13 protein-coding genes are annotated in these 15,504 nt (G+C 73.4%); 6 read left to right on the plus strand and 7 right to left on the minus strand.

Annotation, left to right across the window (positions count from 1 at the left end; genetic code table 11):
- Positions 1 to 44: 44 nt before the first annotated feature.
- Positions 45 to 1,670 carry a malate synthase A gene (aceB, locus tag RLT57_RS25540; protein WP_311299599.1) on the minus strand — a complete coding sequence of 542 codons (1,626 nt, stop codon included), beginning with the start codon at positions 1,668 to 1,670 and terminating at the stop codon, positions 45 to 47.
- A gap of 169 nt (positions 1,671 to 1,839) precedes the next feature.
- Positions 1,840 to 2,508 (minus strand): nucleotidyltransferase family protein, encoded by a 669-nt coding sequence (locus tag RLT57_RS25545; RefSeq protein ID WP_311299600.1) that lies wholly within the window; start codon positions 2,506 to 2,508, stop codon positions 1,840 to 1,842.
- 117 nt (positions 2,509 to 2,625) lie between these two features.
- Here RLT57_RS25545 and RLT57_RS25550 point away from each other — a divergent pair, with 117 nt between their 5' ends.
- Positions 2,626 to 4,557 carry a protein kinase domain-containing protein gene (locus RLT57_RS25550; protein WP_311299601.1) on the plus strand — a complete coding sequence of 644 codons (1,932 nt, stop codon included), beginning with the start codon at positions 2,626 to 2,628 and terminating at the stop codon, positions 4,555 to 4,557.
- Between the two features lie 115 nt (positions 4,558 to 4,672).
- On the plus strand, positions 4,673 to 5,038 hold the full coding sequence (locus tag RLT57_RS25555) for a DUF5955 family protein (protein ID WP_311299602.1): 366 nt from the start codon (positions 4,673 to 4,675) through the stop codon (positions 5,036 to 5,038).
- Positions 5,039 to 5,175: 137 nt separating this feature from the next.
- Here RLT57_RS25555 and RLT57_RS25560 read toward each other — a convergent pair whose 3' ends face one another.
- Positions 5,176 to 5,946, minus strand: a complete 771-nt coding sequence (locus tag RLT57_RS25560) for an IclR family transcriptional regulator (RefSeq protein WP_311299603.1) — start codon at positions 5,944 to 5,946, stop codon at positions 5,176 to 5,178.
- A gap of 178 nt (positions 5,947 to 6,124) precedes the next feature.
- Between RLT57_RS25560 and allB the strand changes: the two genes are divergently transcribed.
- Positions 6,125 to 7,513, plus strand: a complete 1,389-nt coding sequence (gene allB / locus RLT57_RS25565) for an allantoinase AllB (RefSeq protein ID WP_311299604.1) — start codon at positions 6,125 to 6,127, stop codon at positions 7,511 to 7,513.
- Positions 7,514 to 7,583: 70 nt separating this feature from the next.
- Here the strand turns inward: allB and RLT57_RS25570 are convergent, their stop codons facing one another.
- From RLT57_RS25570 to RLT57_RS25585, 4 genes are read right to left on the minus strand one after another with little or no spacing between them, the layout of a single operon-like run.
- Positions 7,584 to 8,939, minus strand: coding sequence for a GH1 family beta-glucosidase (locus RLT57_RS25570; RefSeq protein WP_311299605.1), 1,356 nt, complete (start codon positions 8,937 to 8,939; stop codon positions 7,584 to 7,586).
- A 19-nt stretch (positions 8,940 to 8,958) separates the two neighbouring features.
- On the minus strand, positions 8,959 to 9,798 hold the full coding sequence (locus RLT57_RS25575; protein WP_311300864.1) for a carbohydrate ABC transporter permease: 840 nt from the start codon (positions 9,796 to 9,798) through the stop codon (positions 8,959 to 8,961).
- Positions 9,799 to 9,820: 22 nt separating this feature from the next.
- Positions 9,821 to 10,825 carry a carbohydrate ABC transporter permease gene (locus RLT57_RS25580; protein ID WP_311299606.1) on the minus strand — a complete coding sequence of 335 codons (1,005 nt, stop codon included), beginning with the start codon at positions 10,823 to 10,825 and terminating at the stop codon, positions 9,821 to 9,823.
- Between the two features lie 13 nt (positions 10,826 to 10,838).
- Complete coding sequence (locus RLT57_RS25585) at positions 10,839 to 12,194, minus strand: ABC transporter substrate-binding protein (protein WP_311299607.1); 1,356 nt, start codon at positions 12,192 to 12,194, stop codon at positions 10,839 to 10,841.
- A 148-nt stretch (positions 12,195 to 12,342) separates the two neighbouring features.
- Here RLT57_RS25585 and RLT57_RS25590 point away from each other — a divergent pair, with 148 nt between their 5' ends.
- The 3 genes from RLT57_RS25590 (at position 12,343) to RLT57_RS25600 (ending at position 15,485) form a co-directional block, all read left to right on the plus strand.
- Entirely contained in the window at positions 12,343 to 13,671 is a 1,329-nt protein-coding gene (locus RLT57_RS25590) for an ROK family transcriptional regulator (protein ID WP_311299608.1), read from the plus strand.
- Between the two features lie 71 nt (positions 13,672 to 13,742).
- Positions 13,743 to 14,564, plus strand: a complete 822-nt coding sequence (locus tag RLT57_RS25595; protein ID WP_311299609.1) for an AIM24 family protein — start codon at positions 13,743 to 13,745, stop codon at positions 14,562 to 14,564.
- A 297-nt stretch (positions 14,565 to 14,861) separates the two neighbouring features.
- Positions 14,862 to 15,485 carry a bifunctional 4-hydroxy-2-oxoglutarate aldolase/2-dehydro-3-deoxy-phosphogluconate aldolase gene (locus RLT57_RS25600; protein ID WP_311299610.1) on the plus strand — a complete coding sequence of 208 codons (624 nt, stop codon included), beginning with the start codon at positions 14,862 to 14,864 and terminating at the stop codon, positions 15,483 to 15,485.
- Positions 15,486 to 15,504: the final 19 nt, after the last annotated feature.

The raw sequence follows: 15,504 nt of genomic DNA on the forward strand, positions 1-15,504 counted from the left end.
CGGACCGGGGGCCACGCGTCGGCGCCCGGTGCCGGCCGGCCGGTTCAGCCGGCCAGCTGCTCGTAGGCGGGCAGCGTCAGGAACTCGACGTACTCCGCGTCCAGGGCGGTGCGCAGCAGCAGTTCGTGCGCCTCGGTCCACTTGCCCGCCGCGAACGCGTCCTCGCCGACCTCGGTCCGGATCGCCACCAGCTCGTCGGCGGCGACCTGCCGGACCAGCTCCGGGGTCGCCTTCACCTCGGGCTCGCCCTCGAAGACCACGCCCGCGTTGGTCCACTGCCAGATCTGCGAGCGGGAGATCTCGGCGGTCGCCGCGTCCTCCATCAGGTTGAAGATCGCCACCGCGCCCGAGCCGCGCAGCCACGCCTCGATGTAGCGGATGCCGACCTGGACGGCGTTGCGCAGCCCCTCGTAGGTGGGCCTGGCCTTCAGCGAGGCGATGTCGATGAGTTCGGCGGCGGTGACCCGCACGTCCTCGCGCAGCCGGTCCTTCTGGTTCGGCCGCTCGCCGAGCACCGCGTCGAAGGAGGCACGGGCGATCGGCACCAGGTCCGGGTGCGCCACCCACGAGCCGTCGAAGCCGTCGCCCGCCTCGCGGTCCTTGTCCGCCTTGACCTTCTGAAACGCCAGCTCGTTGACCGCAGCGTCCCGCCGGGACGGGATGAACGCCGCCATGCCGCCGATGGCGTGCGCGCCGCGCTTGTGGCAGGTGCGCACCAGCAGTTCGGTGTACGCGCGCATGAAGGGGGCGGTCATCGTCACCGCGTTGCGGTCCGGCAGCACGAAACGCTCGCCGCCGTCACGGAAGTTCTTCACGATCGAGAACAGGTAGTCCCAGCGGCCCGCGTTGAGTCCCGACGCGTGCTCGCGCAGCTCGTAGAGGATCTCCTCCATCTCGTACGCGGCGGTGATCGTCTCGATCAGCACGGTGGCGCGCACCGTGCCCTGCGGGATGCCGAGATGGTCCTGGGCGAAGACGAACACCTCGTTCCACAGCCGCGCCTCCAGGTGCGACTCGGTCTTCGGCAGGTAGAAGTACGGGCCCTTGCCGAGGTCGATCAGCCGTTGCGCGTTGTGGAAGAAGTACAGCCCGAAGTCGACCAGGCCGCCCGGGACCTGCTCGCCGTCCACGGTCAGGTGCCGCTCGGCCAGGTGCCAGCCGCGCGGGCGGGCGACGACGGTGGCGAGCTCGGCCGCGTCCTTGAGGGCGTACGCCTTGCCCTCCGGCGAGGTGAAGTCGATCCGCCGCTCGTAGGCGTCGATCAGGTTGACCTGGCCGCCGATGACGTTCTCCCAGGTGGGGGCCGAGGCGTCCTCGAAGTCGGCGAGCCAGATCCTGGCCCCGGAGTTGAGCGCGTTGATCGTCATCTTGCGGTCGGTGGGGCCGGTGATCTCCACCCGGCGGTCCTCCAGCGCGGCCGGCGACGGGGCCACCTGCCAGTCGCCGTCGCGGATGTGCGCGGTCTCCGGCAGGAAGTCCAGGGTGGCGGTACGGGCGATCTCCGCCCGCCGCCGGTGGCGCAGCTCCAGCAGTTCGGCGCGGCGGGGCGCGAAGCGGCGGTGCAGCTCGCCGAGGAAGGCCAGCGCCTGCGGCGTCAGCACCTCCTGCGCGCGGGCCACGGGCGGGGCGGCCTCGGAGACGACGGCCGGGGACGGTGCGCTTGCGGACATGCGGGTCACTCCTCCAGAGCGCGTGGGTGTCTGGCGTCCGCCGGGTTGCGGCCGGCGGGCGCCCCGCGCGGCGGCGGGGCCGCGGTGAGGGCACCAGGTGTCCGGTCGCGTCGAGACACGGGCGCATTCTGCACAGCGGAGTATAGTTTTCGCACTGCGGAAGTTCAACCTACGGTGCCGGGTCCGCCCGGTCCAGCAGGCGCAGATCGGCCGGGGTGTCGATGTCCGCCGGATCGCCCACGTCCCCGCACTCCACCAGGACCGTCTGCTCCGCGTGCGCCCGCAGATACGTCCGCGCCCCGCGGTCCCCGTCCGCGCTGCCGGCCACCCCCGCCCAGCGGGCCGCCCCGATCAGCACCGGGTGCCCGCGCCGCCCGCCGTACGTCGCCGCCGCCAGGGCCGCCCCCAGGCCGCCGCCGGCGCGGGCCGCCGCCAGCACCCTGGCCACCGACGCGGCGCCCACGCCCGGCTGGTCCACCAGGCCGATCAGCGCCGCCAGGGCGGGGGAGTGCGCCGGCTGCCCGCGCCGGGCCGAGGAGTCCGCCTGCCGCGCCGCCAGGGACGCCAGGCCCGCCCGCAGCGAGGAGCCCATCCCCTCCTCCCAGCGCGGGTTCGCCACCACCACGCAGCCCGTCAGGTCGGCCCGCTCGCGCACCTCGTCCGCCGCCGCGCCCAGCACCACGTGCACGCGGGCGCAGCCGCCCGCCCGCAGCTCCCGTACCGCGTGCTCCACCAGCGGCCGGCCCCGGTACGGCAGCAGCGCCTTCGGCCGGCCGCCCAGCCGCCGCCCCCCGCCGGCCGCCAGCAGCAGACCGGCCACCTCGCCTTCGGTGTCCATAAACCCTGCATACCGTGTGCCGCCCGTTCGGGGAACAGGCCCCTGCCGGCGCCGTGCCGTCCGGTATCGTCGAGCCGTGTCCCGGGCGGGGGCCGTACCAGCGGGAAACGGGGGCCGATGGCCGTGTCGCACACCGGCCCGCTCCTGCCCGAACCGGCCTTCCGGCCGCTGTCGGCCGAGGACCCGGCAGCCGTCGCGGGACACCGGATCAGCGCACTGCTCGGGGACGGCGCGCTCGGGCGGGTCTACCTCGCGCACGCTCCCGGCGGGCGGCCCGTCGCGCTCACCGTGGCCCGCCGGGACGCCGCCGCGCCGCCCGGCTTCGCCGCCCGCTTCCAGCTCGCCGCGCAGGCCGCACGGCGCGTTCCCGGCGGCCCCCACACGGCCGCGGTGCTCGGCGCCGGCGTCGACGGCGACCGCTGCTGGCTCACCACCGGCTATGTGCCCGCGCTCTCGCTGCGGGCCGCCGTCGCCGGGGCCGGCCCGCTGCCCACCAGGGCGGTGCTGCAGCTGGTGGCCGGCATCGCCGAGGGCCTTCGGGCGGTGCACGCCGCCGGCGTCGTGCACGGCGACCTGCGGCCCGCCCAGGTCCTGCTCACCGCGGCCGGGCCGGTGCTCAAGGGGTACGGTCTCGCGTCGGTCGTGGCGGATCCGGCGGCCGGCGGCGGACCGGTCTTCCTCGGCCCCGAACAGGCCGGCGGCACGGCGCCCTCGCGCGCCACCGACGTCTTCGCGCTCGGCCAGATCGCCGCCTACGCCTCGATCGGCGCGGCGCCCTTCGGGGAGGGCGCGGCCGGCGCGGTGCTGTCCCGGGTCCGGCAGGAGGAGCCGGACCTCAACGAACTGCCGGGCGAACTGCGGGAGATCGTCACCCGCTGCCTGATCAAGGACCCGGCGCTGCGCCCCTCGCTGGCCCAGGTCACGGCGATGTGCGCGCAGGCCGCCCCGGCGGCCTCCCGCCGCTTCCACCGGCACCCCGGGCCGTGGCTGCCGGCGCCGCTGCTGGCCGCGATGGTGCCGGCCCTGCCGCCGTCCGCCGCCGGGGCGCTGCCGCCGTCCGCCGCCGGGGCGCTGCCGCCGTCCGCCGCCGGGGCGCTGCCGCCGTCCGCCGCCGGGGCGCTGCCGCCGGCCACCACCGCCGGGGCGCTGCCGCCGGCCACCACCGCCGGGGCGCTGCCGCCGGCCACCACCGCCGGGGCGCTGCCGCCGGCCACCACCGCCGGAGCGATGCCGCCGCCGCAGGGTCCGTCCCGGCCGGGACCGCCGCCGGCGCCGCCCGCTCCACCGGCGTACCGCCCCGAGCCGCCGGCCGGGCCCGGCGCCCGGCGCCGGACGGCCGTGGCGGGCGTGCTGATCGCGCTGGTGCTCGCCGTCGGCGCGGCTCTGGCGTTCACCGGCGCCCTCGGCACCGGCGGTTCGGGGCACCACCGGGGCGCCGGGTCCGCCGCTTCCACCGGCCCGAGCGTGTCCCCGCGCCCGAGCGCGCCCGCCGCCCCGGGCGCGGCAGGCACCTCCGGCGCGCCCGCCGCCCCGGGGGCCCCGAGCCCGCCCGCCGCCTCCGGCGCGCCGGCCGTTCCGGGTGGCGGGGGAGCCGCGGGTCCGGTCGCGCCCCCGCCGCGGACCGACTACCAGGGGTTCCGGCTGCCGGCCGGTGACGCCCTGTCCTGGCGGGGCGGCCCGCCGGTGGTGCGGCCGGGCCCGTACAGCGGCGACTTCGGGTACACCGGGCGGGCCGACGCCTTCGCCACCGACGCCCACCGGGGCACCCTGGCACTGCTCGCCCCGCGGAAGCCCGGCACCCGCGAGGAGTGCCGGGCGGGCACCGCCGGGGCCGCCGTCATCCCGCGGCGGCTGGTGACCACCGGCGCGCGGGTCTGCGTGCGGTCGGCCGACGGCACCACCGCGCTGCTGACGATCCGTCAACTGACCTTACCCGGAGCCCCGTTGCCGTCCGCCACGGTCGACGTGACGATCTGGCGGGCGGACGAAAGTGCCGAGAGTGGCCAGATGGGCATCGACCGGCCTCCGCCCGCACCGAATTCCGCGTGATTTTCCACGGCCCTGTAGCGCAATGCCGCCGAGTCGCGTTTACTGATCCGCCCCGGGGGGTGAGGGCCGGGGGCCTTCGGGAGCCGGTACAACTCAATGGGGCAGGAAGTACGTGGTGGTGGGGGAGACTCAGGTGCTCAACGACGACCGCAGCGGCACGGCCGCACGGCCGGGCGGGGGCGGCGCGCCGGGGGGTGCGGTAGCGGGCCTGCACGACGCGGTGGCCTGGCTGCGGCGCGAACTGGCCGCGTACCGCCCGCTGTTACCGGACCGCGCGGTGGCGGAGGACGAATTGGACGAGCTGGCGGTGCAGGCGGCCGCGGCCGGCCGGGCCGGCATGCTCCCGGAGACCGAGCGCCTTCGGCACTCCTTGCTCCTGGTGGCTGCCGCGCTGGGCTCGGTCAGCGCGCTGACCGCCCCGCTGGACGCGCTCCGGCAGGCGGTGGAGATCCTGGCGCCGCCGTACGGGGGCCGCCGCTGATCCGCGGCCGGGCCGTCCGACCGGTGGTACGGGCGGTCCGGCGCCGGCCGCGTGCGCACCGGGCCGCCCGCCGGACCGGGCGGCCCTGCCGCGGCCGGGCCTCGGCCGGCCGGCCCTCCGCGGCGCGCCGCCGCGGGTCAGTCGGCGGCCGTCCCGGCGTCGCGCAGCGCCAGGGCGAGCCGGCGCGCCACCGCGTGCAGGACCGGGACGATCTTGTCCGTCGCGCTGTCCGTGACGCGGCCGGCCGGGCCGGAGATGGAGACGGCCGCGGCGGTGGGGGAGTCGGGGACGGTGACCGCGAGGCACCGCACGCCCACCTCCTGCTCGTTGTCGTCCACCGCGTACCCGAGGGCGCGGGTGCGCTCCAGCTCGGTGAGGAAGGCGTCCGGGTCGGTGATGGTGCGGTCGGTCGCGGCCGGCATGCCGGTGCGGGCCAGCAGGGCGCGCACCTCCTCCGGGGGCAGTTCGGCGAGCAGTGCCTTGCCGACGCCGGTGGAGTGCGGCAGCACCCGCCGCCCCACCTCGGTGAACATCCGCATCGAGTGCCGGGACGGCACCTGCGCCACGTACACCACCTCGTCGCCGTCGAGCAGCGCCATGTTCGCGGTCTCGCCGGTCGCCTCCACCAGCTCCGCGAGATAGGGCCGGGCCCAGGTGCCCAGCAGCCGGGACGCGGTCTCGCCGAGCCGGATCAGCCGGGGCCCGAGCGCGTACCGCCGGTTCGGCTGCTGCCGTACGTATCCGCAGGTCACCAGGGTGCGCATCAGCCGGTGGATGGTGGGCAGCGGCAACCCGCTGCCGGCCGACAGCTCGCTCAGCCCCACCTCGCCGCCCGCGTCGGCCATCCGCTCCAGCAGGTCGAAGGCGCGTTCGAGCGATTGGACGCCCCCGGTGCGGTCAGCGGACACGTGCGTTCCCCTCGGTCTTCTCGGTCTTCGCGACGGCTGCCTTCGGGCTGCTCGACGGGTCGGCAAGCGGAAGGAGCCTTTCGCTGTGTGGAAGAGTACCGCCCTTGACGTCCGCGCGAACGATACCCACCATGGCCGTCAACAGAGCGTTGAACATCAGCGATCGGGAGGTCGTACGGTGGCGGAACCGGTGCTCGGCAGGGGCGACGGCGACGACAGGCGGCTGCTGCGCTCGACCCGGGTGGTGACCCCGGACGGCGAGCGGCCGGCCGCCGTCGAGGTCACCGGCCGCACGATCACCGCGGTGCTGCCCTACGACACCCCGGTCCCGCCCGGCACCCGGCCCACCGACCTCGGGGACGACGTGCTGCTGCCCGGCCTGGTCGACACCCACGTGCACGTCAACGACCCCGGCCGCAGCGAATGGGAGGGCTTCGCGACCGCCACCGCCGCCGCCGCGGCCGGCGGTGTCACCACCGTCGTCGACATGCCGCTGAACAGTATCCCGCCCACCACCGGCACCGCCCACCTCGACGTCAAGCGGGAGACCGCCCGCGGCCGGGTGTACACCGACACCGGCTTCTGGGGCGGCGCCGTCCCCGGCAACGTCGAGGACCTGCGCCCGCTGCACGACGCGGGCGTCTTCGGCTTCAAGTGCTTCCTGCTGCACTCCGGGGTGGACGAGTTCCCGCCGCTGGACCCGGCCGGACTGGAGGCCGCGCTGGCCGAACTGACCCGCTTCGACGGGCTGCTGATCGTTCACGCGGAGGACCCCGGGATCATCGACGGCGCCCCGCAGCGGCCCGGTCCCAAGTACGCCGACTTCCTCGCCTCGCGCCCCCGGGCCGCCGAGGACCGGGCCGTCGAGGGGCTGGTCGCGCTCGCCGGCCGGCTCGGCGGCCGGGTGCACGTCCTGCACCTGTCCTCCGCGGGCGCGCTGCCGCTGCTGGCGGCAGCGCGCCGCGAAGGGGTCCGGATCACCGTGGAGACCTGCCCGCACTTCCTCACCCTGACCGCTGAGGAAGTGCCCGACGGCGCCACCGAGTTCAAGTGCTGCCCGCCGATCCGGGAGGCCGCCAACCAGGACGCGCTCTGGCAGGCGCTGGCCGACGGACTGATCGACTGCGTGGTCTCGGACCATTCGCCCTCGACCGTCGACCTCAAGCACAAGGACTCCGGTGACTTCGCCGCCGCGTGGGGCGGTATCTCCTCGCTCCAGCTGGGTCTGCCCGCGGTGTGGACCGAGGCCCGCCGCCGTGGCCACACCCTTGCCGACGTCGCCCGCTGGATGTCCGCCGGACCGGCCCGCCTCGCCGGACTCGGAGCCACCAAGGGCGCCATCGCCGCGGGATACGACGCGGACTTCGCCGTCCTCGCCCCCGACCTGACCTTCACCGTCGATCCGGCCCGTCTCCAGCACCGCAACCCCGTCACCGCCTACGCCGGCCGCACCCTCAGCGGGGTGGTGCGCTCCACCTGGCTGGGGGGCCGGGTGGTGGCGCGGGACGGCGAGGTGACCGGGGAGCCCGCCGGCCGGCTCATCGAACGGCCGGCCGGCGGGAGCTGACGCGGTACCCCGGACGCGGGCCGGCGGGTACGCCCGAGGACGTACCACCGGCCCGCGTCACCCGGGAAGGTCAGGCCGCGCGGCGCACCCTGCGGCGGTGCGCCGCGATGATGTCCGCGTACCGGCGACCGCTGCCCTTGATGGTGCGCTGCTGCGTGGCGTAGTCGACGTGCACCAGACCGAAGCGCTTGTCGTAGCCGTACGCCCACTCGAAGTTGTCCAGCAGCGACCAGGCGTAGTACCCGGCCAGCGGCACCCCGCGGTGTACCGCGCGGGCGCAGGCGGCCAGGTGCTCCTCCAGGTACTGGGACCGGTCCGGGTCGTCCACCTGTCCGTCCGCGCCCACCGTGTCGTGGTAGGCGGAGCCGTTCTCGGTGACCACGATCCGGCTCGCGCCGTACTCCTCGGAGAGCCGGACCAGCAGCTGCTCCAGACCGTCCGCGTTGACCTCCCAGTCCATCGCGGTCCGGCGGACCCCCGGCAGGTACACCGGCTTGGCGTACGGCGCCGGGCCCGTCGGGTCGTCGGTGACGATCTGCCGGAAGTAGTAGTTCAGGCCCAGCCAGTCCAGCGGCGCCGCGATGGACTCCAGGTCGCCGTCCCTGACGGGCAGTTCGACGCCGTACAGCTCCACCATGTCCTGCGGGTAGCCGCGCCCGTGGATCGGGTCCAGCCACCAGCGGTTGGTGTGCCCGTCGGCCCGCCTGGCCGCCGCGATGTCGGCCTCGCGGTCGGTGGCCGGCTCGCACGGGCTGAGGTTGTTCACGATGCCGATCCGCAGGTCGGAGTGGGCCGCCCGCAGCGCCTGCACGGCCAGGCCGTGCCCGACGTGCAGGTGGTACGAGGCCCGGACGGCCGCCGTCAGATCGGTCCAGCCCGGAGCCATGGTGCCCTCCAGGTGGCCGATCCACGCCGAGCACAGCGGCTCGTTGAGGGTCGCCCAGTCCTTCACCCGGTCGCCGAGTGCCTCGCCGACCACGGCCGCGTACTCGCCGAACCGCTCAGCGGTGTCCCGCTCCGGCCAGCCGCCGCGGTCCTGCTGGGCCTGCGGCAGATCCCAGTGGTAGAGCGTCGCGTTGGGCGTGACGCCCGCCTCCAGCAGGGAGTCCACCAACCGGTCGTAGAAGGCCAGACCGGCCGCGTTGACGGCGCCGGAGCCGTTCGGGACGACGCGCGGCCACGCGATGGAGAACCGGTAGGAGTCCAGGTTCAGGGCCTTGATCAGCTCCAGGTCCTCGGCCGTGCGGTGGTAGTGGTCGCAGGCGACGTCGCCGGTGTCGCCGCCCGCGACCTTGCCGGGGGTGTGGGAGAAGGTGTCCCAGATGGACGGGGCCCGGCCGTCCTCGTCCACCGCGCCCTCGATCTGGTAGGCGGCGGTGGCCGCGCCCCAGATGAAATCGGCGGGAAGAGCGCTCAGGTCGTTCACAAGTTACCTTTCGGTGGGGTTACTTGACGGCGCCGGCGGTCAGTCCGGCGACGAGGTAACGCTGCAGGGCGAGGAATCCGGCGACCACCGGCACGCTCACCACGAGCGAGGCGGCCATGACCTGGTTCCAGTACACGTCGTTCTGGGTGGCATAGCCGCGCAGACCCACGGCCAGCGTGCGGGTGCTGTCGTTGGTCATGATGGAGGCGAAGAGCACTTCGCCCCAGGCCGTCATGAACGCGTAGACGGACACCGCGACGATGCCGGGGATGGCGGCCGGTACGACGACCCGGAACAGCGCGCCGAACGGGCCGCAGCCGTCCACCTTCGCGGCCTCGTCGAGGTCGCGCGGGATGGAGTCGAAGTACCCGACGAGCATCCAGATGGAGAAGGGGAGCGAGAAGGTGAGATAGGTGATGATCAGGCCGAGCCGGCTGCCGTAGAGCTGGATGCCGGTGGAGTTCCCGATGCTGACGAAGATGATGAACAGCGGCAGCAGGAACAGGATGCCGGGGAACATCTGCGTCGAGAGCACCGTCACGGTGAAGAGCCGGCGGCCCGCGAAGCGGTACCGGCTGACGCCGTAGGCGGCGAAGATCGCCACCGCGACCGACAGCAGGGTCGCGCTCACCGAGACGATCAGCGAGTTCACGAAGTAGTGCGCCAGCGGGACCGTCGACCAGATGTCGATGTACGGCCGGAAGGTCAGGCTGCTGGGTATCCACTTGAAGGAGCCCTGCACGTCCTGAAGTTTCTTCAGGGACGAGCTGAGCATGACGTACACCGGGATGAGCACGAACAGCAGCAGCAGGGTCAGCACGACCCGCCGGGTCCAGACGAAGGACTTCGGCGAGGCCATCGGAGACGGCTGCGCGGGGATCCTAGGCATCGGCGTCGCCCCGCTTCCTTGACGTGAGCAGCAGGTAGATCGCTGTCACCAGCAGCAGGAAGAGCAGCAGCAGCACGGACATGGCCGAGCCGGAGCCGAAGTTCCAGGTGATGAACGACGACTGGTAGATGTGGATGGAGATCAGGTCGGCCGCGTGCGGCGCCGACTGGCCGAACATCACATAGGGGGTGTTGAAGTCGTTGAACGTCCACAGGAAGAGCACCAGGACCAGCACCTGGTTGACCGGGCGCAGCGACGGCATGGTGATCTTCCTGATCTGCTGCCAGACACCGGCCCCGTCCATCGCCGCGGCCTCGTAGAGCTCGCGCGGGATGTTCTGCAGGCCGGCCATCAGACACAGGAAGGCGAACGGCCAGCCCTTCCACACCGAGACGATGACCAGCGCCCAGAAGCTGTTGGGGCCGATCAGCCAGAACGGCTTGTCGGAGGTGAGGTGGAGCTGGTCGTGCAGGACGTGGTTCACCAGTCCGGTGTCCTGCTGGAACATGAACGTCCAGGTGATCACCGCGGTGTAGACCGGCAGCGCGTACGGCACCAGGAAGATCGCGCGCAGCACGGCCCGGCCGCGGAAGGCGTCCTGGAGCAGGATCGCCGCCACGGTGCCGATCAGCCAGCAGAAGGCGACCGACAGCAGCGTGAAGCCGCAGGTCACCCAGAACGAGTGCAGAAGCGCCTCGCCGACGGGCTGGTTGAACTTCACCGCAATGCGGTAGTTGTCCAGCCCGGACCAGGGCGCGCTGCCCCAGTCCCGGATGAAGAACTGGGTCAGCCCTTTGAAGCTGATGACGATGCCGAACACCATCGGGATGAGGTGGATCAGCAGTTCGAGGATCAGCGCGGGGAACAGCAGGAGGTACGGCAGGCCGATCTGGCGCAGCCGTACGGGGATGCGCGGCCGGAGCCGGCCCCCGGCAGCGGGCTTGCCGCTGGGGGGACCGGCCTCGGGGGCGCTCCGGGGAGGGGCGGTGGCAGTCATCGAAAGCCGATCCTTACGAGGCGGGCATCTGCTGCTGCGCCTTCGTCAGCTCGGACTTGACGGAGGCGTCCGTGATGTCCTTGCCGGCGGCGGCGTCGGCGAACAGGTCCTTGACGGCGGTGCCGACGAGGGTCTCGAACTGGCTCTCGTTGGGCACCTGCGGGAGCGGGGCCGCGGAGCTGCCCAGCACGCCGGCCAGCACCTTGAGGTCGGGGGTCTGGAAGGCGGGGTCGCTCTGCGCCTCCTTGACCGGCGGCAGCGAGCCGTAGGCACCGTTGAGGACCTTCTGCTCGGGCGTGCTGGTCAGGAACTTGACGAGCTGCACGGCGGCGTCCTGGTGCTTGCTGTTCTTGAACACCGCCAGGTTGATGCCGGCCACCATCGAGGTCACACCGGCGTCGCCGGTGGCACCCTCGGTGATCGTCGGGACGGGCACCACGCCGTACTGGTCGGGCGTCATACCGTGCGCCTTGATGGAGGTGGCGGCGGACTGCCACATCATCATCGCGGCCTTGCCGGTGGCGAAGTCGGTGATGGTCTGGTTCTGCGCGTACTCGGCGTCGCCCTTGGCCGCGATCTTGTCCTTGGCGATGAAGTCGACGTACTGCTTGACCGCCGCGACGTTGGCCGGGCTGTCGAAGGTCGCCTTGCCCGAGGCGTCGAACCAGCTGGAGCCCCGCTGCTTGGCCAGCACGAAGGCGTGGTGGATGTTCTCCGCGCCGTTGCCGCCCTCGACCGCCAGGCCGTAGTGGCCGTCCTTGGTCAGCGCCTTGCCGTCCGAGATCAGCTGGTCCCAGGTCTTCGGCGGGGTCAGGCCGGCGTCCGCGAACAGCTTCTTGTTGTAGTACAGGCCGTACGCCATCGAGTAGATCGGCACCGCGGCCGGGTCCTGGCCGGCCGCGCCGGCGGAGGCGATGGCGGCGGCGGCGAAGCGGTCCTTGCCGCCGATCTTGTTGAAGTTGGCGTCGTCCCACGGCAGCAGCGCGCCGGTCGCCTGGAGCGAGGCGGACCAGGTGTTGCCGATGTTGAGCACGTCCGGGCCCTGGCCGGAGGTGGTCGCCGCCAGGATGCGGTTCAGCAGGTCCGCCCAGCCCACGACCTCCAGCTTCACCTTGATGCCGGTCTGCTCGGTGAACTTGTTCAGTTCCGGGGTGAGCACCTGCTTGTCGTTGTCCAGGCTGGTGCCCTGGTTGCTCGCCCAGTACGTGATGGTCTGGCCCTTGAGGCTGTCGGCTCCGCCGGCGCTGCTGCTCGGCTTGTCGCTGCCGCTGTCGTCGGAGCCGCCGCCACACGCGGACAGGGTCAGACCGAGCGCGGCCACGAGGGCGGTGGCCGCGAGGAGTCTGCTGGAGGTGCTGGAGGTGCGCATACCGGTTCCCTCTCAGGGGTGGGATCGCTTCAGGAAGTGAACAGCTCCTGTGCCTTAATTCAGGCCGTGATTTAACTTGTGAGAAAAGGTGGCGTCAAGACCCTGTGCAGCGATAGATTTCCGCCGGACGGCCTGGGAGGGAGACTCGATGGCAGAGCGCGGCAGGCGTACCGTACGTGACCTGCGGCGGGGCAACCGTGCATCGCTTCTGCGTCATTTGTATTTCGAAGGCCCCCTCAGCCGTCAGGAGTTGGGCCGGGACACCGGCCTCAGCGCCGGCTCGATCAGCAACGTCGTCGGCGAGCTGATCGCCGACGGCATGGTCGAGGAGGCCGGCGCGGTGGAGTCCGACGGCGGCCGGCCGCGGATCCTGCTCCAGGTGTCCGCCACCTTCGGTTACGTCGTCGGCGTGGACGTCGGCGAGACGCGGGTCCGGGTCGAGCTGTTCGACCTCGCCCTCACCGAACTGGCCTCCGCGGACCTCCCGCTGTCCGACAGCGGCCACGATGTGGACCACGTGGTCCGGCTGGCCCTGGCGGGCATCGAGTCGGTGGTCCGCGAGGCCGGCATCGACGACCACGAGGTGCTCGGCGTCGGCATCGGCGTCCCCGGCATCGTCGAACAGGGCAGCGAGGTGCCCGGCGAGGGCCACGGCATCGTGGTGCACGGCCAGACCATCGGCTGGGACGCGGTCCCGCTCGGCCGGCTGCTGCGGGCCGGCACCGAGCTGCCGCTGTACATCGACAACGGTGCCAAGACCCTCGGCCAGGCCGAGATGTGGTTCGGCGGGGGGCGCGGCTCCGGCAACGTCGTCATCGCGCTGATCGGCTCCGGAGTCGGCGCGGCCGTCGTCGCCGACGGCAGCCCGTACCACGGCGCCAGCAGCAGCGCCGGCGAGTGGGGCCACACGACCCTGCAGGTCGGCGGACGCGTCTGCCGCTGCGGCTCGCGCGGCTGCCTGGAGGCGTACGTCGGCGCCGAGGCGCTGCTGGGCCGCTGGGCCGGGGTGCCCGAGGGCGCCAGCGAGGAGAACGCGCTCGCCGCCCTGCTGGCCGCCGCCGACCACGACCCCGAGGCGGCGGCGCTGCTGGCCGAGGCCGCCGAGTACCTCGGCGCCGGTATCGCCGACCTGATCAACCTCTTCAACCCGCAGCGCATCGTGATCGGCGGCTGGGCCGGACTGCTGCTCGGCCCCCGGCTGCTGCCCGCGGTCCGCGAGGTCGCCGCCGCCTACGCGCTGCGCCACCCCTGCGCGCAGACCTCCATCGAGCTGGGCCGGCTCGGCGCCGACGCGGTCACCGTCGGCGCCGCCACCCTGCCGCTGGCCCACTTCCTGGACACCGGCGGCGAACGCGTGGTCCGCGTCCCCGCCGCCCGGGACGGCGGGGCCGACAGAGCCGGCGGGAGCGGCGCCGCGGGCGACCGGGCCGAGCGCCCCGGACCGCTGCGGAACCGCGTCGCGCGGGCGGTACGTTGATCCGGCGGTGCACCGGGCGCACCGGCCCGCCGCACCCCACCCGTACCCCGAGCACGACCTAGGAGCCCGCTGTGACCCTGCAGCTGCAGATCGAGGGCAACGCCATGCAGATGGCCGTCTGCACCCTGTACCCGGGGCAGACGGTGTACTGCGAGGCCGGCAAGTTCCTGTTCAAGACCTCCAACGTCTCGATGGAGACCCGGCTCGGCGGCCCCGGCAACCGCCAGGGCGGCGGGGCCGGCGGCCAGCAGGGCGCCGGCGGCATGGGCGGCCTGCTGCGGCAGGCCATGGGCACCGCCATGCAGGTCGGCCAGCGCGCGCTGGCCGGCGAGTCGCTCGCCTTCCAGTACTTCACCGCCTCCGGCGGCGAGGGCACCGTCGGCTTCGCCGGGGTGCTGCCCGGCGAGATGCGGGCGCTGGAGCTCACCGGGTCCAGGGCCTGGTTCGCCGAGAAGGACGCCTTCGTCGCGGCCGAGTCCAGCGTGCAGTTCGGTATCGCCTTCGCCGGCGCCCGGCAGGGCATGAGCGGCGGCGAGGGCTTCATCCTGGAGAAGTTCACCGGCCAGGGCACCGTGATCATCGCCGGCGCCGGCAACTTCATCGACCTCAACCCCGCTGACTTCGGCGGCCGGATCGAGGTCGACACCGGCTGCATCGTGGCCTTCGAGGAGGGCATCCAGTACGGTGTGCAGCGCATCGGCGGCCTCAACCGCCAGGGCATCATGAACGCCGTCTTCGGCGGCGAGGGCCTGTCGCTGGCCACCCTGGAGGGCAACGGCCGGGTGATCCTGCAGTCCATGACGATCGAAGGGCTCGCCAACGCGCTGAAGAAGTCGCAGGGCGGGGACAAACAGGGGCCGACCGGCGGCCTGTTTTCCTCCCACGCGGGCTGAGCGGCGCCCGCGGGCTCCCGGCCCACGGGGCCCGGTCCGCCCCCGGCACCGGCGCGTGCGGCCCGCACCGGACCCGGCCAACCGTCCGGTCGGCCCCTGCCGGGCGTCAAACCCTTGTCTACGCGCGTGAACCGACGGCCCCAAAGGTCTCATGCTCCTCTCATGTCACGGTGCGGTGACGCTGCGGCTTCCGCGCCGTTCAGGGCCCTCGTCTGCCGGTAGCGTGCTGATCCCGTGCCGCGCGCCGCAGCGTTGCACCCCCCGCCGTGCAGAACCGAGGAAGGTGGGCGATCCGCCGTGTACCGCTGGGAGATCACCCGGGCCGCACTGGCCCAGCGGGTATTCGCCACCATCCGCAGCGCGAGTTACGACCAGGCCGCCGCGACCGCCGACACGCTGCTGTCGGCCGGGCTCACCACCCTGGAGATCTCCCTCACCACACCGTTCGCCCTGGAGGCGATCTCCACTCTGGTCCGCGAGGTCGGCGACGACGCGGTGATCGGCGCCGGCACCGTGCTGGACGAGGTGTCCGCCCGGATGGCGATCGAGGCCGGCGCCCGCTTCCTGCTCTCGCCCAACCTCGACGAGAAGGTGCTGCGGGCCGGCCACCGCTACGGGATCCCCGTCTTCCCCGGCGTCGCCAGCCCCACCGAGGCCGTCCGGGCGATGGAGATGGGCGCCGACGCGCTCACCCTCTACCCCGCCACCGCCTACACCCCGGACTGGGTGGCCGACGTCCGCGCGATCATCCCGCAGGCCGCGCTGCTGCCCATCGGCGGCATCACCGTCGCCGCCGCCCCGCACTGGGTCGCCGCCGGCGCAGTGGCGGTCGGCATGGGCTCCGCCCTCACCAACGGCGACCGGGAGACGGTCGCCCATCGGCTCACCGAACTGCTGGAGCGCCTCGCCGACGTGCGGTGAACCGGCCGCCGGAGGCGTC

The organism is Streptomyces sp. ITFR-21 (assembly GCF_031844685.1).
GTDB lineage: Bacteria > Actinomycetota > Actinomycetes > Streptomycetales > Streptomycetaceae > Actinacidiphila.

What these genes read in the sequence shown, in the direction of transcription:
- aceB (WP_311299599.1), bottom strand. Translation starts at nt 1,670, where the DNA reads ATGTCCGCAAGCGCACCGTCCCCGGCCGTCGTCTCCGAGGCCGCCCCG.
- RLT57_RS25545 (WP_311299600.1), bottom strand. Translation starts at nt 2,508, where the DNA reads ATGGACACCGAAGGCGAGGTGGCCGGTCTGCTGCTGGCGGCCGGCGGG.
- RLT57_RS25550 (WP_311299601.1), top strand. Translation starts at nt 2,626, where the DNA reads ATGGCCGTGTCGCACACCGGCCCGCTCCTGCCCGAACCGGCCTTCCGG.
- RLT57_RS25575 (WP_311300864.1), bottom strand. Translation starts at nt 9,798, where the DNA reads ATGGCCTCGCCGAAGTCCTTCGTCTGGACCCGGCGGGTCGTGCTGACC.
- RLT57_RS25580 (WP_311299606.1), bottom strand. Translation starts at nt 10,825, where the DNA reads ATGACTGCCACCGCCCCTCCCCGGAGCGCCCCCGAGGCCGGTCCCCCC.
- RLT57_RS25585 (WP_311299607.1), bottom strand. Translation starts at nt 12,194, where the DNA reads ATGCGCACCTCCAGCACCTCCAGCAGACTCCTCGCGGCCACCGCCCTC.
- RLT57_RS25590 (WP_311299608.1), top strand. Translation starts at nt 12,343, where the DNA reads ATGGCAGAGCGCGGCAGGCGTACCGTACGTGACCTGCGGCGGGGCAAC.